Origin of the sequence: Bifidobacterium vespertilionis (genome assembly GCF_008698145.1) — a bacterium.
Lineage (GTDB): Bacteria > Actinomycetota > Actinomycetes > Actinomycetales > Bifidobacteriaceae > Bifidobacterium > Bifidobacterium vespertilionis.
Genome location: NZ_RZNZ01000006.1, coordinates 64,523 through 88,055, shown reverse-complemented (window position 1 = coordinate 88,055; position 23,533 = coordinate 64,523). Strand labels below are relative to the sequence as shown.

General features: G+C 61.8%; 18 protein-coding genes and 1 tRNA gene. 15 read left to right on the top strand and 4 right to left on the bottom strand.

Annotation, left to right across the window (positions count from 1 at the left end):
• Positions 1-154 precede the first annotated feature (154 nt).
• Together EMO90_RS05570 and EMO90_RS05565 are read left to right on the top strand one after the other, a co-directional pair.
• A tRNA-Lys gene (locus EMO90_RS05570) sits at positions 155-228 on the top strand.
• A 214-nt stretch (positions 229-442) separates the two neighbouring features.
• Complete coding sequence (locus tag EMO90_RS05565; protein WP_150355150.1) at positions 443-1,171, top strand: MIP/aquaporin family protein; 729 nt, start codon at positions 443-445, stop codon at positions 1,169-1,171.
• A gap of 404 nt (positions 1,172-1,575) precedes the next feature.
• Here EMO90_RS05565 and EMO90_RS05560 read toward each other — a convergent pair whose 3' ends face one another.
• A complete protein-coding gene (locus EMO90_RS05560; RefSeq protein WP_150355149.1) occupies positions 1,576-2,490 on the bottom strand; it encodes a hypothetical protein in 915 nt (304 codons plus the stop codon).
• A 248-nt stretch (positions 2,491-2,738) separates the two neighbouring features.
• Here EMO90_RS05560 and EMO90_RS05555 point away from each other — a divergent pair, with 248 nt between their 5' ends.
• The 3 genes from EMO90_RS05555 (at position 2,739) to EMO90_RS05545 (ending at position 5,806) form a co-directional block, all read left to right on the top strand.
• Positions 2,739-3,902: a glutamyl-Q tRNA(Asp) synthetase gene (locus EMO90_RS05555; protein WP_190972132.1), complete on the top strand. Its 1,164-nt coding sequence runs from the start codon at positions 2,739-2,741 to the stop codon at positions 3,900-3,902.
• A 141-nt stretch (positions 3,903-4,043) separates the two neighbouring features.
• Positions 4,044-4,943, top strand: a complete 900-nt coding sequence (locus EMO90_RS05550; RefSeq protein WP_150355147.1) for a YggS family pyridoxal phosphate-dependent enzyme — start codon at positions 4,044-4,046, stop codon at positions 4,941-4,943.
• A gap of 47 nt (positions 4,944-4,990) precedes the next feature.
• On the top strand, positions 4,991-5,806 hold the full coding sequence (locus EMO90_RS05545; protein WP_150355146.1) for a fumarylacetoacetate hydrolase family protein: 816 nt from the start codon (positions 4,991-4,993) through the stop codon (positions 5,804-5,806).
• A 284-nt stretch (positions 5,807-6,090) separates the two neighbouring features.
• On the opposite strand, the gene EMO90_RS05540 is transcribed toward EMO90_RS05545, so the two are convergent.
• Positions 6,091-7,017 carry an AEC family transporter gene (locus EMO90_RS05540; RefSeq protein ID WP_150355145.1) on the bottom strand — a complete coding sequence of 309 codons (927 nt, stop codon included), beginning with the start codon at positions 7,015-7,017 and terminating at the stop codon, positions 6,091-6,093.
• Positions 7,018-7,366: 349 nt separating this feature from the next.
• Between EMO90_RS05540 and EMO90_RS05535 the strand changes: the two genes are divergently transcribed.
• From EMO90_RS05535 to EMO90_RS05500, 8 genes are all read left to right on the top strand, one after another.
• Positions 7,367-8,455, top strand: a complete 1,089-nt coding sequence (locus EMO90_RS05535) for an ABC transporter substrate-binding protein (RefSeq protein WP_150354443.1) — start codon at positions 7,367-7,369, stop codon at positions 8,453-8,455.
• 558 nt (positions 8,456-9,013) lie between these two features.
• Positions 9,014-10,198: a nucleoside hydrolase gene (locus tag EMO90_RS05530; protein ID WP_150354444.1), complete on the top strand. Its 1,185-nt coding sequence runs from the start codon at positions 9,014-9,016 to the stop codon at positions 10,196-10,198.
• 236 nt (positions 10,199-10,434) lie between these two features.
• The gene (locus tag EMO90_RS05525; protein ID WP_150354445.1) at positions 10,435-11,727 is read left to right on the top strand and encodes a sensor histidine kinase; all 1,293 of its coding nucleotides are present in this window, start codon (positions 10,435-10,437) and stop codon (positions 11,725-11,727) included.
• A gap of 123 nt (positions 11,728-11,850) precedes the next feature.
• Positions 11,851-12,543: a hypothetical protein gene (locus tag EMO90_RS05520; protein ID WP_150354446.1), complete on the top strand. Its 693-nt coding sequence runs from the start codon at positions 11,851-11,853 to the stop codon at positions 12,541-12,543.
• Positions 12,544-12,760: 217 nt separating this feature from the next.
• On the top strand, positions 12,761-13,051 hold the full coding sequence (locus EMO90_RS05515; protein ID WP_150354447.1) for a hypothetical protein: 291 nt from the start codon (positions 12,761-12,763) through the stop codon (positions 13,049-13,051).
• A 21-nt stretch (positions 13,052-13,072) separates the two neighbouring features.
• Positions 13,073-13,405, top strand: a complete 333-nt coding sequence (locus EMO90_RS05510; RefSeq protein WP_150354448.1) for a hypothetical protein — start codon at positions 13,073-13,075, stop codon at positions 13,403-13,405.
• A gap of 62 nt (positions 13,406-13,467) precedes the next feature.
• The gene (locus EMO90_RS05505) at positions 13,468-14,115 is read left to right on the top strand and encodes a hypothetical protein (RefSeq protein WP_150354449.1); all 648 of its coding nucleotides are present in this window, start codon (positions 13,468-13,470) and stop codon (positions 14,113-14,115) included.
• A gap of 2 nt (positions 14,116-14,117) precedes the next feature.
• Positions 14,118-14,438, top strand: a complete 321-nt coding sequence (locus EMO90_RS05500) for a hypothetical protein (protein WP_150354450.1) — start codon at positions 14,118-14,120, stop codon at positions 14,436-14,438.
• A 362-nt stretch (positions 14,439-14,800) separates the two neighbouring features.
• On the opposite strand, the gene EMO90_RS05495 is transcribed toward EMO90_RS05500, so the two are convergent.
• The gene (locus EMO90_RS05495; protein ID WP_150354451.1) at positions 14,801-15,442 is read right to left on the bottom strand and encodes a response regulator transcription factor; all 642 of its coding nucleotides are present in this window, start codon (positions 15,440-15,442) and stop codon (positions 14,801-14,803) included.
• 300 nt (positions 15,443-15,742) lie between these two features.
• Here EMO90_RS05495 and clpB point away from each other — a divergent pair, with 300 nt between their 5' ends.
• On the top strand, positions 15,743-18,505 hold the full coding sequence (gene clpB, locus EMO90_RS05490) for an ATP-dependent chaperone ClpB (RefSeq protein WP_190972051.1): 2,763 nt from the start codon (positions 15,743-15,745) through the stop codon (positions 18,503-18,505).
• Between the two features lie 344 nt (positions 18,506-18,849).
• On the opposite strand, the gene EMO90_RS05485 is transcribed toward clpB, so the two are convergent.
• The gene (locus tag EMO90_RS05485) at positions 18,850-21,585 is read right to left on the bottom strand and encodes an HAD-IC family P-type ATPase (protein WP_150354452.1); all 2,736 of its coding nucleotides are present in this window, start codon (positions 21,583-21,585) and stop codon (positions 18,850-18,852) included.
• Positions 21,586-21,829: 244 nt separating this feature from the next.
• On the opposite strand from EMO90_RS05485, the gene rmuC reads away from it, so the two are divergent.
• Positions 21,830-23,236 (top strand): DNA recombination protein RmuC, encoded by a 1,407-nt coding sequence (rmuC, locus tag EMO90_RS05480; RefSeq protein ID WP_150354453.1) that lies wholly within the window; start codon positions 21,830-21,832, stop codon positions 23,234-23,236.
• Positions 23,237-23,533: the final 297 nt, after the last annotated feature.

Sequence of the window (23,533 nt, the reverse complement as noted above, 5' to 3'; positions counted from 1 at the left end):
GTCGGTGCCTTTTTGTTTTCGGAACATAGGAACTTTCCCCGGCAGGACTGCGGGCGGTTCTTGATGGTTCTTGCGAGATCATGGGGAAAAATTGCGACACGCCGGGTGTGTCGCATTCAATATGGTGTATATTAGTCACCTGTTGCCAGCCAACGCCCCTGTAGCTCAGTTGGTTAGAGCAGCTGACTCTTAATCAGCGTGTCCAGGGTTCGAATCCCTGCGGGGGCACAGACAAGGCACCGACTCCGGTCGGTGCCTTTTTGTTTTTCGTGCATATGCATATGGTTCAGCCCTCGGCGTATCATAATCATGTCTATGCCGTGCAAGCCCGTCAAGGGCCATGCGCGGATTATGCCATTTCGCAAACAAGCAACGCATCGCAATGAACGCGGCCGATCTCTGCCGTGGGCGTGCGCATGCGTGACGACAGAGAGAAGAAGCAGTGGAGTACACCCTCACCACCAAACTGCTGGCCGAATTCCTCGGCACGGCAATCCTCATGATCTTCGGCAACGGCTCGGTGGCCAACGTCGAGCTCAAGAACACCAAGGGCCACCATGCCGGCTGGCTCAACATCGCGATGGGCTACGGCTTCGGCGTGATGTTCCCGGTCCTCATGTTCGGCGCGGTCTCCGGTGCGCACATCAATCCGGCCATGACCCTCGCGCAGGCCGTCAACGGCATGTTCCCGTGGTCCGACGTGCTGCCCTACATCATCGCGCAGCTGCTGGGCGCCTTCGCGGGCCAGTTCATCGTGTTCGTCACGTACTACCCGCACTACAAGGAGACCGAGGAGGCCGAGGCCATCTTCGCGTCCTTCTGCACCACCGATGCGCATAACGACAAGGTCAACTACTTCCTCAACGAGTTCTTCGGCACGCTGGTGCTTGTGGTGGGCGCGCTGTGCTGCCTCGTGCTGCCGTGGGGCAAGGCCGATCCGGCCGCGGCCTCCATTGTGGTCGGCTTCATCGTGTGGGGTTTGGTGACCTCCATGGGCGGCCCCACCGGCCCCGGCCTGAACCCGGCCCGCGATCTGATGCCGCGACTGTTGCACCAGCTGCTGCCCATCCCGCACAAGGGCTCTTCCCGTTGGGGCGAGGCATGGATCCCGGTGGTCGCCCCCATCTGCGGCGCCATTGTGGGTGCATGGATGTTCCAGCTGTTCGTGTGATGCGCCGATGAGCGCTCAGTGCCGGCCGCAACGCGGCCGGCACTGCTATTTTGGGCAGTTTCAGGGGCGAAACTGCCTGTTGGTGCGACATCATTGGAGATTGACGGGTGTCGGCGCTTCATGTAGTTTCGCTTTTCCGATCAGTGCGGTCGATTTTCTGGGGTGGGTGAGATAGACCTGTTGGAATTTCGGCGTTATTCCAATGGCTCTATATGCAGGGGTACCGGAATCCGACCGCACTCATCGGAAAAGCAGATCGGGAATTTGGGAATTGTTGGGCCCCTGCGCGGTTTTGCGCGTTGTTTGTGCTTTAAATACGTAGTTTTATGGGTTGGGAGGGTTGAGGGGGCGCTTGAGGGGGCGTTCCATTATCGGATCAGTCGACGGAATCGGCCGGAAGTTGGTCAGAGCTGCAGTGCCGCATTGCGTCGGTTGTGATGCTTTCTGGCATCGGCGGCATCTCGAAGAGTCATGATGGGCGTCGGTTCCAGCTCAACGTCCAGTCGCTGGCTAAGAATCGCCGCTAAGTTGTTGATGAATGACTCTGTACACTTCTTGTCCACGAAAATCCTGTTGTCCGGCTCCAGCCAAAGCCAGCCATGGGAGCGCAGGTAATCCCTTCGTCCTCGGTCCAGTCGGATCTGATATTCGTCGGTGTCGTGCTGGAATCCCTGGTATTCCACTGCAATGAGGAGATCCGGGTATGACATGTCCGGGTGCAGGATGCCGTGGTCCGTTTGGATGGCGACGTTGACGCATGGGCAAGGCAATCCGTGTCTCACAATCAGAAGACGGGTTTGCGTTTCTCGCGATGAGTCCGTGTCCTCTCGCATCAGTCTGATGGCAAGCTTGCATTTGTCTTTCGAGCGGAATTTACCGGCATTGGCAAGGTAATCCTCAAAGTCCGCGGTGGAGACCAGTCGCAGTCGCTTGTCTCGCCGCATCAGCGAATCGCCGAGAACAACCAGTTCCTCAAGAGTCAGTTCGGTTGCGAGTTGGGCCCATGCAGTTATTGGCCCAACGCATTCCAGCCCGTTGTAAGGAACCTGTATATTCATCGTCTGGGCCCATGCATGGGGGATGAGAGCATCAAGGGATGGCCTGGAACCACGGGTGGCGCAGCACACGTGCAGCTCCTCGCGGGCGTCGCGCTCGATGCGGGCGGGCAGTTCGGCGCCGAGCAGCAGCAGGGCGGTGGAATGGCTGAAGACCAGACGCTGCGAGGTGTGGTCCACGGCGGCGAGGCAGCGCGCGATGGTCTCCTCGCGATGCCTGGTCAGGGTGGTGAGGAGAATGTCCGGGCTGGAAGTGATGTCCATATCGCCCACGGTATGCGGTTGCGGCCGGGGCCGCCACGACCTGCGACGGGCCGGTGGATAAGTGGGCAACTCGTGCCGCTGTGGATAAGTTCCCGTAGGTTTCCCTGTTTTCCGCGGCCGTTCGCGGACTTACGGGCGTGGCGCCGGCGGTGGGGCAGTGGCAGTAGGGTGGCCGTGTGAACACTCAGGAAATGACGTCCCCGCAACCCGCCTCACAGCTCGCGAAAACTTCGCAATCCGCCCGGCCCGTGGTGGGTCGGTTCGCGCCCACGCCGTCGGGCCGCATGCATCTGGGCAATGCGTACGCGATGCTCGCCGCATGGCTGTCCGCGCGGTCGGCCGGTGTGCGGTCCGGCGCCGGTTCGCGCATGATCCTGCGCATCGAGGACATTGACGCCCCGCGCGTGGTGAAGGATGCCGACCGCTGGATCATGGACGATCTGAACTGGCTCGGCCTCGATTGGGACGGCGAACCGGTCTACCAGTCGGCGCGGCTCGACCGGTATGCCGAGGCGCTTGACGCATTGCGCGAATGCCGGCCCGGACTCATCTACCCGTGCTTCTGCTCGCGCGCGGACATCCGTGCCGCCTCCGCGCCGAACGAGGGCGACGGCTATGTGGTCTATCCCGGTACGTGCCGCCGGCTCTTGGAAGCCGATCCGCAGGAGGTCTCCCGGCGACTTGTGGCGGGGGACAGGCATTCCTGGCGCATCGCCGTGCCGGAGGCGCCGGGATCGCCGGAGGCTCCGGATGAGCCGGACGTGTCGGATGAGCCTGTCGCGGACGATCGCATCGTCTTTGAGGACCGCGTATTCGGCCCGCAGAACTACAGTCTTTCCCGCGATGTGGGCGACACGGTGGTCCGCCGGTCGGACGGCCTGTTCGCCTACCAACTTGCGGTGACCGTGGACGATCTGGACATGGGCGTCACGGACATCGTGCGCGGGCGCGATCTGCTGCGCTCCACCGCTCTGCAGCTGTACATTCGCGATTGGCTGACGGATGGGGTGACCCCCGAAGGCCAGGTCGCTGTCCGGACGCGTCCCGTTTTCGCCCATCTGCCGCTCATCGACAACGCGCAAGGCCGCCGCATGGCCAAGCGCGAGCATTCGCTGGATTTGGGATTCCTGCGCGCGCAGGGGGTGAAACCGGAGCAGGTGATCGGCTACTGCGCGTGGATGCTGGGCATCGCCGGCGGCGACGGCATCGGCGGCCCCGGTGCGCCTGCCGGTCCGGCCAATCCCGCGCGCCCGGAACCCATGACCGCTAGGGAGGCCCTCGCCGCGTTCGATTGGTCGAAGGTGCGCCGGGACCTGCGCGACCGCATGGTGCCCGACCATCCGTTCGGTCCGGAGCCGATGCGGGAGCCGGTGGTCGAGCCGGCTTCGGAATCGGCGCCGCGCCCCGCCTGAGACCACGCTCCCGACTACACTCGTACGCGGAAATACGCGGAAAACGGGCGGACGCCCATACGACGACGGATGCTATTGCGACGGGTGCCATCGCGACGGGCGGACGGCATCGCATACATCGCACACATTGAGGGGAGCGGCATGACAGCCTATATGGATCATAAGGATCTGGCCAACGAGACCATCGACGGCACTCGCGCGCGGCAGATCGCGGACGGCGTGCACCGGGTGCTCGACGGCATCGCGCGGGCCGAGGATTCCGCCGGTCGCAAGCCCGGCGAGGTGCGCCTGCTCGCCGCCACCAAGACCCGCGATGTGGGGGAGATCATGGCCGCGATCGACGCCGGCGTGCGCATGATCGGCGAGAACCGTCCGCAGGAGGTGGAGGTCAAGTCCGCCGGATTGGCACGTCTGTGCGCCGAGCGCGGATTCGCGCTGGGCGCCACCGGTTCCGTCGCCGGGGCATCCGTCGCGGAAGCCGCTCCGGTCACCGGGCAAGCCGCTCCGGCCACCGGTTCGGCTGGGCTGGCTGGGGCCGCCGAAGCCGCCCTGTCCCCCCTGCCTTTCCATCTGATCGGCCAGCTGCAGTCCAACAAGATCAACAAGGTCCTGCCCTCGGTGACCACGATCGAATCCGTCGACTCCCTGGCCCTCGCCGAAAAGATCGCGCGCAGGGCAGTGGCTCGCGGCATCACGGTGGGCGTGCTGCTTGAGGTCAACGAGTCCGGCGAGGAATCGAAATCCGGTTGCGATCCGGAGGCGGCCCTGGACATCGCCGCGTCCGTCGCCGCGCTGGAAGGTTTGGAATTGCAGGGGTTGATGACGATCGGCGCCCATGTGGACGACGAGGCGACGATCCGCCGCGGCTTCGCCCACCTGCGCGCCACCCGCGACGCGGTCCTCGCATCCGGCGCGCCCGGCACGGCTTCCTGCCGCGAACTGTCGATGGGCATGACCAACGACATGGCCCTGGCGATCGCCGAGGGCTCCACGATCGTGCGCGTCGGCACCGCGATCTTCGGCCCCCGCGCGTTCATCTGACGGCTCCGCGACGGTGGCCCGTGTGCACCGGAGGGTAGACTGGCCGCATGAGAATCGCACGTTTTTCGCTCAATGAATCGCCCCGCTACGCCTTCGTGCAGGAGGACCAGTCGGACGGCAAGGATTACTTGGTGGAGCTCGACGGCTATCCGCTGGGCCCCGGCACCGTCAAGCCCACGGGCAAGCGCTACGCGCTGGACGCCGATGGCGTCCGCCTGCTGGCCCCGGTGATCCCCTCGAAGGTGTTCGGCCTGGCCAAGAACTACGAGGCCCACGCGCAGTTCATGCACGAGGCCGGTCATTCCGAGGTGGCCCACGCGCCTGAGGACATGTGGATCTTCACCAAGCCGAGCACGTCGGTGATCGGCCCGGACGATCCGATCGTGATCCCGCAGTACTCCCACGACATGAACTTCGAGCCGGAGGTGGCCGTGGTGATGGGCCGCATCGCCAAGAACGTCACGGAGAATGAGGCGATGGACTACGTGCTGGGCTTCACGTGCGTGAACGACGTGACCCTGCGCGACCTGCAGGGCGGCGACCCGATGTGGACGCGCGCCAAGGGCTTCGACACCTCCTGCCCGCTGGGCCCGTGGATCCAGACCGATCTGAACTGGGCTGACGCGAAGATCTCGTTCACGCTCAACGGCGAGGACGTTCCGGAGGCGTCGGGCACCACCGCGGGCCTGATCCATTCGATCCCGCAGCAGATCGCCGCCATCTCGAGCTTCTCCACGCTGCTGCCGGGCGACGTGATCCTCACGGGCACGCCGAACGCGTCTGGTCATCTGGACCCGGGCGACGAGGCCGTGGTGCACGTCGAGGGCATCGGCAGCCTGCGCAACATCGTGGTGCGCGGCTGAGTTTCTGCCGCATCCTGAGCGGGCGGATGCGCTTCCTCCGTCATCCTGAGCGGAGCGTAGTTCCTTCCCATCACCTGAGTGGCACGGGGCCCCTTCCCGTCACCTGAGTGGCCCGTAGCCCCTTCCCGTCATCCTGAGCGGAGCGTAGCGGAGTCGAAGGATCCTTGCCTTATGCACAAAATTAAGGATCCTTCGCTGCGCCCTGTCGGGCTTCGCTCAGGATGACGAAAAAGGGGCAATCGGCCAGCGCTGCACCCTGATTGGCCGACAACCCTCCAAGGCTCCTACAAACTCACCACGGCGTGGATGATCGTCATCGCGATCAGTCCCAACACGCCGGTCACCGTCAGGCTGAATCCGGCGAGCTTCGGGTTGCCGGTGAGCGAATCGGTGAACTTCGTGGAGAAGATCGTCACCGGGCTGGCCGCGCACAGCAGCATGATCCCGCGGATTTCGCGATCGAACGGCAGCAGCGTCCAACCGGCCGCGCCGATCAGCACCGCGAACAGCGCGCGCCACGCCACCACCTTGAGCAGCTCCATACGATCCTTGCGCTCCTGCGGGATCTCCATCATCAGGCCGATCATCGCCATCGTCATGAACGCGTTGGCGTTGGCGAACGGCGTGACCAGCGAGACGATCCAATGCGGGATCGTCACATGCGTGAACATGAGCAGCAGCATGAGCATGTACGTGTCGAACGAGGTGGAACTCAGGAAGTCGCGCGCGATGTTGCGCAGCCGCATGCCCAGCGGCAGGGACTGGGCCGCGTCGCCCATGTGCAGCAGGCCCTTGGTGAGGGTCAGGGCCAGCGCGGTGGCCACCATCGCGTTGCCGATGTCCATCATCACCACGGGCAGGCCGGCCGAGGGCCCGATGATCGTCTGCACCACGGGCAGGCAGAACGCGCCCAGGTTGAGTCCCGAGGCGTTGAGCATCTGGTAGGCGCGGTAGCGGGTCTCGTCGCGGCGAGAACCGAAGTAGACCACGATCATGGGCGCGAGCGCGCAGACGAAGCCGAACAGCACGATCCACAGCATGGACATGTCGTGCTCGTTGGTGGCGAAGCTCATCACAATCGCGCAGGGCAGCGTGAGATTGAAGACGAGGCCCTGCGCCACCTTGTAGTCGCGGTCGCCGAACACGTGGAGGTGTTTGAGCAGATAGGCGGCGACGATCACCAGCAGCAGCGAGCCGGATTGAAACAGCATGATCCCTCGGTCCCGGTAGGGGTTGTCCCCGTGCGGTCGCGGGGCTCTCTCACGCAGGTGAGTATAGGAGCATCGGGCGGGTGCGGGGGCGCGATGGGCGCATTGCGGACGGGCCGGGTGACGGGGCGGGTGCCGGGGCGGATGGCGGTGCCGGGGCGGGGCTGTGAAGGGGCCGCGCTATACTTGCAGTGTTTTGACGCCGATGTGTGGCAAACCTGCGCCTTGAAGAGCGGGCGCGAGGGGACATCGGCGCCGCGAACCGGCCCTACGCGCCGTGCTCTGCCGGTTCGATCGTGTTTTCAAATGCTCCCAGAGCGCGGCGCTTCGAGAGATGGATTAGGGAATCATCATGAAGATCATGCGCAAGATCGTCGCGCTTGCGGGCGCGGCAGCCATGGCGCTTTCGCTGGCCGCGTGCGGCGGCGACGCCAACACCACCGCCTCCGCCCCGGCCTCCGGGTCGACGTCGTCCTCGGCGTCCAAGGAGCTTAAGAAGGTCACCTTCATGCTCGCGTGGGTGCCCGACACCAACCACATCGGCGTGTACGTGGCCAAGAACAAGGGCTACTTCAAGGACGCCGGCCTTGACGTGGACATCATCGCCGTGGGTCAGGCGGGCGCCGAACACGCCGTGTCCACCGGCCAGGCCGACTTCGCGCTATCCAACCTGACCAACGCCGCGAGCTACAGCCTCAAGGGCGCCGGCATCATCCAGACCCTGCAGGTCCAGCAGAAGCCGTCCGCCGTGTGGTGCTCGCTCGCCTCCAACACCGCCATCAAGTCCCCGAAGGACTTCGACGGCAAGACCTTCGCCACCTTCGGCTCCAACGAGTCCGACGCCGTGATCCGCCGCATGATCCAGGCCGACGGCGGCAAGGGCGAGTTCGACAAGGTGACCGTGGGCACCAACACGTTCCAGACCCTGAGCTCCGGCCAGGCCGACTTTGGCGGCTTCTACGCCACCTGGGAGGGCGTGCAGGCCGAGATGTACGGCCCCAAGCTCAACTGCTTCACCGAGCCCGACTACGGCGTGCCCGGCAATGCGGACGGCATCGGCATCATCACCTCCGAGAAGAAGATCAAGGAGGACCCGGATACCGTGCGCGCGTTCACCCAGGCCGCTCAGAAGGGCTACGAGTACGCCTATCAGAACCCGGACGAGGCCGCGCAGATCCTTGTGGACGACGCCGGCGACGACACCCTTAAGCTCGACTTCGTCAAGCGCAGCATGCAGGTGATCACCGAGGGCCAGTACTGGGGTGACCCGGCCAAGATCAAGGACGGTTCCTTCGTGCTCGGCACCAACGACTTCGACGGCGTGCAGAAGTACCTCGACTTCATTGCCGAGGCCGACGCGTTCACCGATGCGAGCGACAACGTGGTCAAGCAGGCGCCCAAGGTGTCTGACGTCTCGACCAACGAGTTCCTGGGCAAGTAAGGGGATTGCCTTGGAGCCTCGCGCAGACCGCGCGACGGTTTGATGGGGGAAGGCTCGACGCGCCGCGCGGGCTGCCGGTTTACGGCGGTTCGCGCGGCGCGTTTTTTGTGTCAACAAGCTGCGCGCCGGGTGGTGTGGTACGCGTGTGATACGCGTCGCATTGTGGCTGTGGCTGTGGCTGTGGCTGTGGCTGTGGCTGTGGCGGCGTCTGCGTCCGCGGCCGTGCATTTTGCGAGGTATCTCGCATAGTCGGGGCGGATTTCGGCCTTTGCAGAGCGCTATACGTCAAAGTGGGGGCGTCGCGTTGGGCGAATACCTCGAGAATATGGGCGTTTTAGGCGTGAATTGAGCCCATTTGCAGGGCGGATGCCGGTCATCGGCGCCCCCACTTTGATGTATGTCGTCGTGCAAAGGCCGAAATCCGCCCCCACTGTGTGAGATACCTCGAGATACCGGGTTTGAGATACCGGAACGATATGCTGGAACCATTTCGCCGGGGCGGCCGTTATGCAGCGACGAGACTACTGGACCGTCCCCGGCCAATGAGAAAGGACCACAATGACCGCAACCCCCCGAATCGTATTGGATGTGGACACCGGCATCGATGACACGCTGGCCCTGTGCTATCTGCTGGACGCGGCCCGCACGGGGGAATGCGAGCTTGCGGGCGTGGTGGGCACCTATGGCAATGTTCTGGCGTCCACGGCCGTGCGCAACAATCGCGCGGTGTTGGATCTGTTCGCCGGCGCGGTTCCGGGCGCGGCTGGCATCCCGGTGCTGCGCGGCTGCGTGTGCCCGGCGTGGGTCGACGGCTTCGCGGTGGACGAGGGATGCGCCCGGTTCCACGGCACCAATGGGTTGGGCAATGTCCGCCCGCCGGTGCCGTCGACGTTGCCGGCACAGGCGGTGCCGTCGCCCGGTGCATTCGCACTCGCCGAGCCGTCACCCGTCTCCGCCCGTGTCGCGACTCTCAGCCGTCCCGCCGTGCTGTCCCTCGGCGGCGAGCGGCACGACCTCACTCCGGGTGAATCCGCGAACCGATCCTTCGCCACCCGCCCGTCCGAGTGGCGTGATGGCGATGAGCCGCCCGCCGGCGTCCGATTCATCATCGACGAGGTCCGCGCCCATGGTCGGGCCGTGACCGTGCTGGCCACCGGTCCTCTCACCGATGTGGCGGCGGCGATCAAGGCCGCCCCGGACATCGTCCCTGACCTGAAGCTCGTGATCATGGGCGGCGCCCTGACGCAGGAGGGCAACTGCTACGACCTCATCTGCGAGACGAATATCTTCCAGGACCCGGAGTCCGCGAACCTGGTGTTCCGCACGGTTCCGGACGTGATGATGATCGGCCTCGACGTGACCCACCAGTGCCTCATGACCCGCGCGGACGCGGCCGCCTGGCGCGCCACCGGCACCCCGGCCGGCGCGTTCCTGGCGGACATGGTCGGCTTCTACATCAACGCTAACGAGGCATCCGATCCGGTCTTCCTGGCCGGCAGCCCCCTGCACGACCCGCTCGCCGCCGCCGTGGCGCTGGATCCGAGTCTGGTCACGTGCTTCGACGTGAACATGATGGTCGAAACCGCCACCGGCAACGGGCACGGTTTCCGCGGCCGCACGATCGGCGACCCGATCCGCCTGCGCAAGTGGCCCAAGACCGCGCATGTGGCCCTCGACGTGGATGCCGGCCGGTTCATCGCGGCATTCCGCGACAGGCTTGCGAATCTGTGCGCGCACGCCTGAGCGGACCCGCAACCGCAATCCGGCCGAACGGACGACAAGGCCCGTTCGCCCCGCGCCCGCGCCCGCGCTAGATTGGAAGGCAGCGAGCTCAACGGCGGCTCGGAAAGCGAGCATCGGATATGCCATCGACCATCCTTCCCTCCGGCCTTCCTAGTCCTTCCGGCCGTTTTCATCCATTCGGCCGGCCGCCCGCCCGCAACGTCATGCACGCCGTCGCGGCGATTGCATGTCTCGCGATGGCCTTGTGGAATCTGCACCCCATCGGGTTCGAGATGATGGATGGGCCGGACGTCGCGGTGTCCGTGATCTACATGGCGGCATTGGTCGCTTTGCCGTTCAAGCCCGTCTCGTCCGCCGTGGCGATCGTCATCGTCACCGTCGCCGAAGGGCTGCTGCCATCGGATGCGTTCGTCCAAAGCCTGTGGGGTTTCTGCTACGCGTTGGCCGTGTTCGCCATGGAGGGGCTGATCGTGCCCGCCGCGGCGGCCGTGGCGGTGGTGTGTGGCATCGCGTGGGCGCAGGGTGACCGTCCGATGTGGCCGGTCTCGCATCACAGTTCGTTCGAGATGCTGCCGTTCATGCTGTTTGCGGCGGCGCTGGGCGTGAGCCTGCGCATGTGGCGGGTATCCGTGCGCGAGCACAGTCGGGCCGAGGCGCGGCATGAATTGCTGCTGCAGGAGAATCGGCAGTACGAGGAGCGATTGCGGCTGCTGCATGAGCTGCATGGATCCGTGGCCGGATCGCTCACGTATGCGATCTGGCTGTGCCGCGAGTTGGAGGATGATCGCGGCGACGGTCAAGGGGGTATGGACCTGTCGGCGCTGCGCGAGCGGGCGCGTCAGGTGGAGGGCGTGCTCGCGCAGACGCTCGGGACGTTGCGCCGCGAGGTGATCGATCCCACCCGGCGCTTGGTCGATGAACACGAGGGGACCGTCGCCGCGCCGGATGGGGAGGCAGCTGGGCGGTCAGGGGGAAATCCGACCGGGGAGGGGGAGCCTGCCGCGGACGCGGACGGGCTCGCCGGAAATGCCGAGATCGGCGCGATCGTGGTCGATCGGCGCATGCGGCAGATCGCCGACCGGCTCAATACCGTGGGGTTGCGATGCGAGACCCTGACGCGCGGCGACTTGACGGTCATGGGTGCGGCGCGGCTCGATCTGATGGTCCGGATCATCGACGAAATGGGCAACAACATGCTCAAATACGCCTCGCCGGGCCCATGCGCCATCGCCGTGACCATGATGTCCAATGGGTCCGGCGCGCGCATATGGTCGTCCAATATGTGCACCGGCGCGGGCGCTGTTGACGGCGCGGACGCGTCTGGTGGCTTGGCTGACGGTTCGTCCGTTGGCCCGGAGTTGCCTGATGGTTCGGCATCGCCTGCGGACGATCCGCTCTCCGGCGGCGTCGGACTGCCGCTCATGCGGCGCAGCCTGAAGCCCTATGGCGGCACGGTAGCCGTCTCCCGCGAGGAGGGGGAGTGGTCGATCGCCGTCACGCTGCCCGCGCCGGCGCATGCCGCGGCGTGATGGACGAATGCTCCGAACTCGCCAAACTGGCCGAACGGACGACAATGCCGACGCCCGTTGCGTGCCGCGGATTGGTAGCGTGAAAGCAGGTTCAGCGAAGACCCGCGAGTTTGGAGGAAGGCAATGATGAATGGGGATGGAACAGGACGCACGCCGAAGTGCGCGGTCGCGTTGGCGGCGATGATGACGTTGGCGATATTGTCGATGCTGGGGTCGTGCGCCGGAATGGGCGGGGTCGGTTCGCCGGTCGCCACACAAACACAGCTCGATGAGGTGCGCTATTCCCGCGATGCCGATGTGCGAAACTATCGGGACGATCTGGATCGCGAAGCGGCCCGCACCGGGAGCGATTTCCTGAAGACGATCATAGCCGACGACGTGGTGACCGCCGAGGAGATGGACGAGGTGTACCGGCGGACGCAACAATGCTACGCTGATGCCGGATACAAATACACGGCGCTGCAGACCGGCGGCGCGCAGGTTGATCGGCTTGACGGCAAATCCCCGTCCGATGATCCACGAGGTGCCAACGACGTCGCCATCTCCTGCGAGGAGAAGACCGGATTCGGCACCATCCAGCGCATCTACACCAACGCCGTCCGCAACCCCGACAACATCAAGGATCTCTCCCCGTACGTGGTGCAGTGCTTCATCGACTACGGACTGGTGGACCCGTCGTACACGGTCGCGGACTACCAGCGCGACAGCGCCTCCCGCTCCGGCCCGTACAGGATCCTCGATCAGGAGGGGCCGCAGTCCGGCAAGGGCAAGCAGGTGTACGAGTGCGGGATTGATCCGCTGGGGAGGATGGGATGATGGATCTTTTATTGCTCCTGAAAAAGAATTATGAATCACTGTATATTTGTCCAGTGATTTAATTATTGCAAATCGCTGAAACTGACCATTCGGACGACAAAAGTGATGAGAAATAAAAATGATGCAGGGATATATTGATAGTAAGTTCAAAATGAACTTAGAAAGAGGAAATACAATGAAGTGTTCTCGATTGAAGCGACGGGCAATCATGTTGTCGATGGCTGTTACCATGGCTTGTTTGCTTAGCATGGGTGGAACGGCATATGCGGCATCAGATTCCGTAAATGAATATGAATGTACGTATCGCACATATCCTATTCGCAGTGTTAACTACAGCTGTGATTATGGGATTCAGCATGTACTGATTACGTTTACTCAGATTCATTATGGACAAGTTGTTGATCCCAACGATGACTTCGGCTATGGCAAGGATGTGAGTTATGTGCCTTTGCTTTCAGGTGAGGCCATGGGTATCTCTCAGTTTTGGACTCGTGTATTTTACGCATAAAATATAATGAAAGGAATAATCATGAAAAAGCATGTTATTGCAGTCAGGTATATGGCATGTGCAATGATAATTGCGGTAGTTAGTGCAATCTTGCCATTCTCTTTGAATTCTGCATCGGCTTACGATAACTATAATTGTTCGTATAGTACGCATAAAGAGTACAGTGTTAACTTCAGTTGTGACGCCGGAATCCAACACGTACTTATTCTTTATGGTACTGAAAAACGCGGACCACGTGTGGCTCCTGGTGATGATGATCCTTTTTTTAATGATGGTCCAGGTGTAAGTCGAGTGGCGGTGTTGCCGGCGCAGGTGCCTGCAATAACGCGATGGTGGATGCGAGTATATCATTGATATACTTGAGATGATTGGGCATTGATAAGAATCAATGCCCAATTGTTATTGAGGAGTAATAGATGAAAAAGATAAATCGTTGTGTGATTATGGTTGTTATGCTTGTTCTTTTAGTGTCTTGTTCAAGTGGTAATTCACCTCAGTCGAGTCAAGTAAATCAAGGGACTCGGTTCTTGAAGAATGTTGATATTACTGCCTATCAACAAGAGATCGATGCCATTGTTACAGGTAGTGTGGATAATGAGTATCTTAAAGCGATAGTTGCTGATGATGCGCTTACCGCTGACGAGATGAATGAGTTCAATCGACGTGTTAAGCAGTGTTATGCGCAGAGAGGATATAATTTCTCTTACGATGTCAATTCCGGAAACAGCACTGTCAGTCGCCTTGATGGGCAAAGTGTGGAAGTCTCGTTGGAAGATTTGGATAACGTGACTTATAAATGCTCTGATGACACTGGATATTCCAGATTGGTGGTGAAATATGCTAGTGCAGTATATAATCCTAAGAATCTTGATCTCAAACCATATGTTGTGAAGTGTTTGATTGACCATGGTCTTGCGGATCAATCATATAGTATTGCGGATTACGTTCATGATAGTCAGCAGCGATCTGGACCATTTGAAGTTTTGGATGATGAAAGTGCTGATGTGCAAAAGCGGAATCAAACTTCTGTTTGTGTTCGTGATCCATTGGGGAATGTGGAGTAGATATGATGAAGAATATATTTCATACTTCTGCTTGTATCGTTTTATTGTTTTGTTGTGCTGTTCTATTTGGTTCTTGTGCGAATTCTACTGATCGTACTGATGAGGGTCCTACTTTTAATGAGGAGAATATTACCTATTCTTATGATGCAGATATAAGTAATTATCAGACAGATATTCAGAAATTACTTAAGATCAACAATAGTGATTATCTGAAACAGATCATTTCTGATAATATTGTCTCTGTTGATGAGATGAATGAATTCCAGAACAGAGTTCGAAAATGTTTTTCGGATGAGAGTTTTCGTCTTTGTGCAAACAAATGAAAGTGGTGCTGGATCACTCGCGCGACTGGATGGTCAGCCTATAACGGGGCGAGATACGCATTCTGAAGATGCACTGCAGCGATGCAATTACGATACGGGATATGGCATGCTGGCTCCAATATATAGTCAAGCTACGGCAAACCCGGATAACATAGATACCGCTCCTTATATTGTGCAGTGTTTGATTGATCATAGGCTTGTGGATGAGTCTTATACCGTCGATGAGTTAACCCATGACACTCGGCAGCGCACTGGACCGTATGCGATTCTGGATGAGGAAGGATCCGGAAGCGACAGGGGCAAGCAGATTTACGACTGCGGGCGTGATCCTCTGGGCAAACTGCGGTAACCGGATCTGGATTTCAGATCAGTCCGCGCTTGAGGCAGGCGATCGCGGCCTCGGTCCGTGAGTGGACGCCGAGTTTTTCGAACGCCCTGCGCGCGTATGTCTTCACGGTGGTCAGGCTCACGTTCAGGCGGCGTGCGATCGCGTCGTTGGTGTGGCCGTCGGAATACAGGCGCATCACTTCGAGCTCCTGGGGGCTCAGCTCCTTGGCGGCGTCCTGTTGCGCTACCCATGTGAGCAGGCGTGTGTTGCCGCTGATCGTGGCCAGCTCGGCGATCAGGTCGCGCGCGGGCGTGGCCTTGTCCACAATGGCGTCCAGTGCGGCACCTGTGCCGGCGTCCTTCGTGCTGGCTGCGAGGCTGGTCAGGAACGCGGTGATGCCCACGATGGACATGCCGGGGTATTGGGCGCGCAGTCTGCGGGCGAGCTCGAATCCGTCGACTCCCGGCATCTGCAGGTCGGTGAGCGTCAGATCGGGGCGATCGTCGGCGGTCATGCAGCGTTGCAGGGCCTCCACGGCGCTCGTGGCCGTCCAGATGACCGTGACCGGCGCGCCCGGTGACGTCAGGCTGCGCTCCAGCATCGTCAGGACAAGCGGGTCGTTGTCCACGATGCCCACGCGCAGCGGTGCGCCGTCGGTTGTTCCCTGCCCCTTCATGATCGTTCTCCTTTGTTTTCGATCGAAGCTGATCTCAATTGTACTAAATCGTGGGTGGGGTTGGGGGCTTGATGGGCTTTCGTGCGGTCCTCGCGTGGGCTGTGTGTGGGCTTTGTGTCCGCGTTTCGCATCCTCGATCTCAAAACTTGAGTGTGTTGGGCTCAAGTTTTGGGAATAGAATGGGTGACGAACCGGTTGAGCATGTCAGGCAACGACATAGCGCCGGGATCGGTCGGCCGGGCCGCGGAGGATGCGGCCGGACCGGGACGTCGATCGTGGCGCGCTACGTAGGAGGACGATATGGAACAGAAGTTCACAACGATGGCGCAGGAAGCCATAGGGGACGCCATCCAGAGTGCCTCCGCCGCGGGCAACGCCCAGGTGGAGACGCTGCATCTTGTTGACGCGCTGCTTCGTCAGGAGCAGGGCGTGGTTCGCGGTCTGATTCAGGCCGCAGGCGGCGACCCGCAACGCATCGGGGCCGCCGTGCGCAATGCGTTGGTCGGACTGCCGAGCGCGTCCGGCTCCACCACCTCCCAGCTGCAGGCGAGCCGTCAGCTCACCGCCGCGCTGGCCCAGGCGGAAAAGGAAATGCAGGCGATGGGCGACGAGTACGTGTCCACCGAGCACCTGCTCATCGGCATCGTGGCGTCGGCGCCCAACCAGAGCGCGGACATCTTCAAGCAGAACGGCGTGACCGCGGATGCGTTGCGCAAGGCCGTGCCCGGCGTGCGTGGCGGCGCGAAGGTCACCAGCCCGGACGCCGAGGGCAGCTACAAGGCGCTGGAGAAGTACTCCACTGACCTGACCGCCCAGGCGAAGGAGGGCAAGCTGGATCCGGTGATCGGCCGTGACTCGGAGATCCGCCGCGTCATCCAGATCCTGTCCCGCCGCACCAAGAACAACCCGGTGCTGATCGGCGAGCCCGGCGTCGGCAAGACCGCCGTCGTCGAGGGACTGGCCCAGCGCATCGTGGCCGGCGACGTGCCCACCACGCTGCAAGGCAAGAAGCTCATCTCGCTGGATCTGGGCTCCATGGTGGCCGGATCCAAGTACCGTGGCGAGTTCGAGGAGCGCCTGAAGGCCGTCCTGAACGAGATCAAGAGCGCCAACGGGCAGATCATCACGTTCATCGACGAGATCCACACGATCGTGGGCGCCGGTGCCGCGGAGGGCTCCATGGACGCCGGCAACATGCTCAAGCCCATGCTGGCCCGCGGCGAGCTGCGCCTGATCGGCGCGACCACGCTGGACGAGTACCGCGAGAACATCGAGAAGGATCCGGCGCTTGAGCGTCGTTTCCAGCAGGTGTTCGTGGGAGAGCCGAGCGTGGAGGACACGATCGCGATCCTGCGCGGCCTGAAGCAGCGCTATGAGGCCCACCACAAGGTGACGATCGGCGATGATGCGCTGGTCGCGGCCGCCACGCTGTCGAACCGTTACATTTCGGGTCGTCAGCTGCCGGACAAGGCCATCGATCTGGTTGACGAGGCCGCCGCGCACCTGCGCATGGAGCTCGACTCGCAGCCCGAGGAGATCGATGAGCTGCAGCGCAAGGTCACGCGTCTCGAGATGGAGGAGATGCAGCTTAAGAAGGCCGAGGACCCCGCGTCCAAGGAGCGTTTGGGCAAGCTGCAGGCCGAGCTGGCCGACACCCGCGAGAAGCTGGGCGGGCTCAAGGCCAAGTGGGACGCTGAGCAGGCCGGCCACAACAAGGTCGGCGATCTGCGCGCCAAGCTGGACGATCTGCGCGTACAGGCGGACAAGGCCACCCGTGAGGGCGACCTCGCCAAGGCGTCGAAGATCCTGTACGGCGACATCCCCGCCATCCAGAAGGAGCTGGCCAAGGCCGAATCCGCCGACGCCGAATCCGTGGATTCGGGCGATGGCGCGAACGGTGTTCCTAAGCCGGAGCCGATGGTCCCCGATCGCGTGGATGCCGATTCCGTGGCGGAGATCGTCTCCGACTGGACCGGCATCCCCGTGGGCCGCCTGATGCAGGGCGAGAACGAGAAGCTTCTGCACATGGAGGACTACCTCGGCAAGCGCGTGATCGGTCAGAAGGAGGCCGTGGCCGCGGTGAGCGACGCCGTGCGTCGTTCGCGCGCCGGCATCTCCGATCCGAACCGTCCGACCGGCTCGTTCCTGTTCCTCGGCCCCACCGGCGTGGGCAAGACCGAGCTCGCCAAGGCGCTCGCGGACTTCCTGTTCGACGACGAGAAGGCCATGGTGCGCATCGACATGTCCGAGTACATGGAGAAGGCCTCCGTGTCCCGCCTGATCGGTGCCGCGCCGGGTTACGTCGGCTACGAGCAGGGTGGCCAGCTGACCGAGGCCGTGCGCCGTCGTCCGTACTCGGTGGTCCTTTTCGACGAGGTCGAGAAGGCCAATCCGGAGATCTTCGACGTGCTGCTGCAGGTGCTGGACGATGGCCGCCTGACCGATGGCCAGGGCAGGACCGTGGACTTCAAGAACACGATCCTGATCATGACCTCCAACTTGGGTTCGCAGTTCCTCGTGAACGAGGATATGGACGCGGACGCCAAGAAGAAGGCCGTGATGGACGCTGTGCACATGAACTTCAAGCCGGAGTTCCTGAACCGCTTGGACGACATCGTGATGTTCCACCCGCTCACCCGCGAGGAGCTGGGCAGCATCGTGGACATCCAGGTCAAGGGCGTGGCCGCTCGCCTCACCGAGCGCCGCATCAGCCTCGACGTGACCGATTCGGCCCGCGAATGGCTTGCCAACACCGGTTACGATCCGGCGTACGGCGCTCGTCCGCTGCGTCGTCTGGTCCAGACCGAGGTCGGCGACCAGCTGGCCCGCATGCTGCTGGCCGGCAAGGTCCACGACGGCGACACCGTGCTGGTCGATCAGACCGGCGGCGACCATCTGGAGCTCTCCGCCTGGGCGTCCGACAAGATCGTCCCCGACGATCCGGATGTCTCCGTGGACCATGTCGAGGCCGATGGGGACGCGGATTCCTCCGCGGACGGTTCTGATGCTGAGGGTGAATCCGGTGCGGGTAGCGATGGATCCGCTCAGGGGTCGAAGGACTGACGTCGGCGGGCTGACTGCTTGCTCTTGATCCAACGGATTGGTTCAAAAGCAAGCAGTCACTCGGGTGACCGAGGCGACCCCTTGGGCGGCCAGCGAGCAGACGAACGGGCGCACATGCGCACAGGCGAACTGGACACAAGCGAACGGACAGTCCGCTGGGTGATTTGAGCTGCCATTCTGAAAATCGGTTCCCCTTCATATGAAGATTTGGAAATATGGAGGGGAACCGATTTTTGTATGTAGCAGGTATCCGTCCGTGTGCTGTCCGTGTACCTGCCTTGCGCCGGTCTTGCCGGTTTGTGCCTTCTTTGCCCGCCTTGCCTGCCCTGCCCGCCGTTACGTGCTCAGCTCAGGAAAACCTGCGGTGCCTTGCTGAAGTTGGTGGCGCAGTGTTCGCCGCAGAAGTAGTAGGTCTTGCCCTCATATTCGCGGGTGATGGCGTCGGCGTTGATGGCGACGGTCATACCGCACACCGGATCGGTGGCGGTCTCGCCTTCGACAGGCTTGTCCATATGCATGTGGTGCATTTCCATGGTGTTCTCCTTATTGTTGTGATTGTTGTTGACGGCGGTGCCGTCTTCGTTGCTAGTGTGATGTGCGGGCATACTACCGGATGCGGTTGCGTGCGGCGCTTGGCTGGTGATCCCTGATGCGGATTCGACATCAATGGTCGCAGTATTGCTGGTGCTGGCTGAGACATTGTTGGCCGCGGCATTGTTGGCAAGCCCGGTGCCGGCGCCGACAATCGTGGTGTGCTCGTCGATAATGACGTTCACGCGTCCGGTCCGGTTGCTGGAATTCGTAGCGATGCCAGTATTGCTGCTGGAGCTCTGGCCACTGCGTGCTGCTGCCGGTGCACCGACGGCGTCCTCCCGGATGTTTGCATGATGCAGACGGTTCGCGTTCAGTACCAGACAGACCGAGCTGAGTGCCATGGCCAGTCCGGCGATCATGGGGCTCAGCAGCCACCCGGTGAATGGATAGAGAACGCCGGCGGCAAGTGGGATGCCGATGACGTTGTATCCGAACGCCCATGCCAGATTCTCTTTGATATTGCGCATGGTGGCGTTCGAAAGGTTGATGGTCCTCAGCACGCCGCGCAAATCGCCGCTCATCAGCGTCACGTCCGCGGACTGCATGGCCACGTCTGTGCCGGTGCCGATGGCGAATCCGATGTCCGCACGTGCCAAGGCGGGGGCATCGTTGATGCCGTCGCCGACCATGGCGATAAGTTCGTCGTGGTGCCCGGTCTGATCGCGCTCGGCCTGCAGTTTGGCGATCCAGTCGGCCTTGCCATCCGGCCGTACCTGCGCGATGACGGTATCGATGCCGACTTCGCTGGCGATGCGTTCGGCGACTTCGGCCTTGTCTCCACTCAGCATCACCGTGCGGATGCCGGCGTTGCGCAATGCGGTGACCGCCTCCTTGGATCCATCCTTGATGGTGTCGTTGGTGTAGGACGCTTTATCCAGTGAGGATCCCGCATCCGTGATGCCGCGGGTGATGGTTCCGGTTTTGTCGAATACGACGGTCCTGATGCGCCTTGCGTCTTCCAATGCCTGTGCGGAAGTGACGAGCACACCGTTAGTTGCCCCCAGGCCGGTGGCCACGGTCACCGACAGCGGGGTGGCCAATCCCAGTGCGCACGGGCATGCGATGATGAGCACGCTGACGGCTGCCACCAGTGCGTGCGCCAAGCGGGGTTGTGGTCCCACCACAGTCCAGACCACGAACGTCCAGATGGCGATGATCATCACCGCGGGCACGAAAATCCGGGCGATGCGATCGGCCAGCTTCTGCACGGGGGCTTTGGTCGCCTGTGCACGGGACACCAGCGTGATGATCTGCGACAGGACGCTGTCCGCGCCGATCTGAGTGGCTCGCATGACGAACGAGCCCTTCATCGTCATGGTGGCGCCTGTTACCGTGGCGTCCACTTGCTTGGCAACGGGCTTGGATTCGCCGGTGATCATGGACTCATCCACTTGTGCCGATCCTGCGACAACCACGCCATCCGCGGGGATGCGCTCACCGGGATGGATGACCAACAGATCTCCGGTGGAAAGCTGATCGACGGCAACGTCCGTGCCGGTGCTCAGCAGTTTCCAATGGGCTTCGCCGGCATGGAGATCGTCCTGCGTGATACGGCGGGCCGTTCTGGGGGCGAGCTTGATCAGAGACTGCACGGCCTTGCCAGTGCCTTCGCGGGCCTTCGCTTCAAGCAGACGGCCGACGAGCACAAGCGTGATGACCACGCCCACCGATTCGAAGTAGGGATCCCTGGATCCTGTGGGCATAAGACTGGAGGCGATGCAGGTCACCAGACTATAGACGTAGGCGGCTCCGGTTCCGAGTGCGACCAATGAGTTCATATCCGGGCTGTGATGCCGCATGGCGGCCCAGCCAACGCGATGAATGGGATTGCCGCAATAGAACATGACGGGTGTGATCAGGATGGCTTGCAGCCATGGATTGGTCATCCATTCGGGAAGCATGGAGCCGTTGTGCATGGATAGCATTGCCACGATGAATACCGGAATCGTGAAAATGGCGGCGATCAGCGTCAGTCGTGCCGTGCTTTTGATCTCCGCGCGACGTTCCTCCGCATCCAATCGTTCGTTTTCCAAGGCATCCGCCGGGTTGGCCGCTACTCCGCCGGTGCGCGTTTCCTCAGCTTTCGGCGTCGAGGCGGATGACTCGCCGGTTACCCTCAGCAGGCCATGGACCATGTTCATGCCACAGGCGAACGGGTAATCACCCGCAGGCAGTGGGGGAAGCTTGACGGTTGTCTTGGCGTTCCCGGGTAGAGCCGCGTCGAGGCCAAGATCCGCGAATACGACATGCGATGTGCATTCGCCGGTCTCCTGCCGGTCGAAGACCAATTCGGTCGGTATTCCGGCCCTGAGCTGGACGATGTCTGGCGAGTAGCCGCCGTGGACTGTGATGTTTGCGCTTTGCGAGCCATTGGCAACGGTGCTTTCCGAGGCTTTGCGCTCGCCAAAGAAGAAACGAATAATGAACCAGGTGAGCAGACCAGCCGTGATGACGGCTATGGCCAGCATGAAGAGATCGAATCCCATCGTTCCTCCTCCGTCTCGATAAGTACGTTGCCAACTCTACGCGGCCGCATGCGTTCCGAAAGGGAGACCGGCCGCTTTTCTCCCCGGGGCTTAGATATTTAAGCTCTCGGCGTTTCGGCGTTGATATAGAACATATGTTCGAGCATGGACGATCGGCGTGTCGCCTTATTTTGCAAGGGGTGCGGAAGTTTCTCCTGTAAAGGTCCGGTAGGTGTGGTCCATGCGGAATGCTTGCATAGAACATATGTTCGATGTAACTGCAATAGTCGCGCTGATCTCAGCGCTGGTGATCGGAGCCGCTTTGGGGCTGCTGGCAGGGTACCTGCTGGGCAAAACCAAGGGGGCGGAATCGGTGCGTGCCCAAGCCACGCACGAGCTGGAGGACGGCCGTTCCCGTCTGGAAACCATGCGCGCGGAATTGGAGCGGGCCAATTCGCAGGCGGTTGCCGCGCGCACGCAATCCGAGGGACTGGAGCGTCAGCTGGGGTTTGTTCAATCTCAGCTGGCGCAATCCCAGCAGGCCGAGCAGGTGCGCCTGCAGCGCGAGCGGGAGCGTGCGCAGGAGGAGGCTGCGCGTCGCGAACGCGAACAGGAGAGTGCTCTTAAGGAGCAAAGCAAGGTGCTCAGTGCGCTGGCACCCGTGCAAAAGAACCTGGATGCGCTGCAACTCAAGGTCACGCAGATCGAAGAGGGACGCAAGCAGGAGATGGGCGCATTGGGCGAGCAGCTTAAGGGGCTTGGTGAGCAGCAGGCGCGACTGGATCGTGAGACCAGCTCTCTGTCGGCTGCGTTGCGCAATAATAAGGTACGCGGAGCATGGGGGGAAGCCCAGCTCAGGAATATCGTGGAATCCGCTGGTCTGTTGGATCATGTCGATTTCGACACCCAGGTGGTTGTAACGGACGCGGAAGGCCGGATTCTGAGGCCGGACATGGTGGTTCATCTGCCAGGCGGCAAAACGATTCCCATTGATGCCAAGGTGCCATATGCCAGTTATCAGAGGGCGTGTGCGATTCCCGACACCGCCTCGCCTGAGGAATTGGAACGCAAGGCCGACCTGTTGCATGCCCACGCCCATGATCTGCGGGAGCATGTCCGTGCGTTGTCCGACAAGGCGTACTGGGGAGCATTCCCGGTTGCGCCGGACTTCGTAATCGCTTTCATTCCCAATGAGGCGTTGCTGCAGGCGGCGCTTGAATCGGATCCGGCCCTGATGGATGACGCATTTGCCCGGAAGGTCGCTTTGACGTCCCCAGTCACGCTGTGGGCGGTGCTCAAGTCGGTGGCCTACGCGTGGCAGCAGCAGAGTCTGACCGACGATGCAAAAACGCTGTTCGACCTGTCCCGCGAATTGTACGAGCGTTTTGCAGTGCTGGGGGATCGTGCCACCAAGCTTGGGACGGCCATCACCAAGACCGTTGGCGCGTACAACCAATTTGCGGCATCGCTGGAATCGCGTGTGCTGGTTTCGGCGCGCAAACTGCAGAAACTGGACCGGTCGCGCGTGATCGGCGATGTGGAACTCATTGATTCGGAGAAAGGCAATATCCGAGAATTGACGGCTCCCGAAACGCAAGCTCCCGAGATGCAGCCCGCCGAGGCGGGAATCGAATCGGGGGACCATCAAGCGGTGGCAGGCGCGGACCGGTGACAATGCGAACAGTGATTGCAAACGGTGATATCGCGGATCAGTGGTGGAACCATGTTCGCGCGGAACCGGAGTGCTCGGGACACTGGTCGCAAGCTGAAGCGTGGCTGCCGACTGGATGCGCTGCGCAAATTCATCGGATGCGGCGTGCAGCGAAAGGCGTGCAGCGAAAGGCGTGCAGTGAAAGGTGCGCAGCGAAAGATGCGCAGCGAAAGGTGCGCAGCGAAAGGCACGCAGTGAAAGGAGTGCGCATGAATAATAGGTACGAGGTTGCGGATAGGCTGGGATCATGGCTTTGAC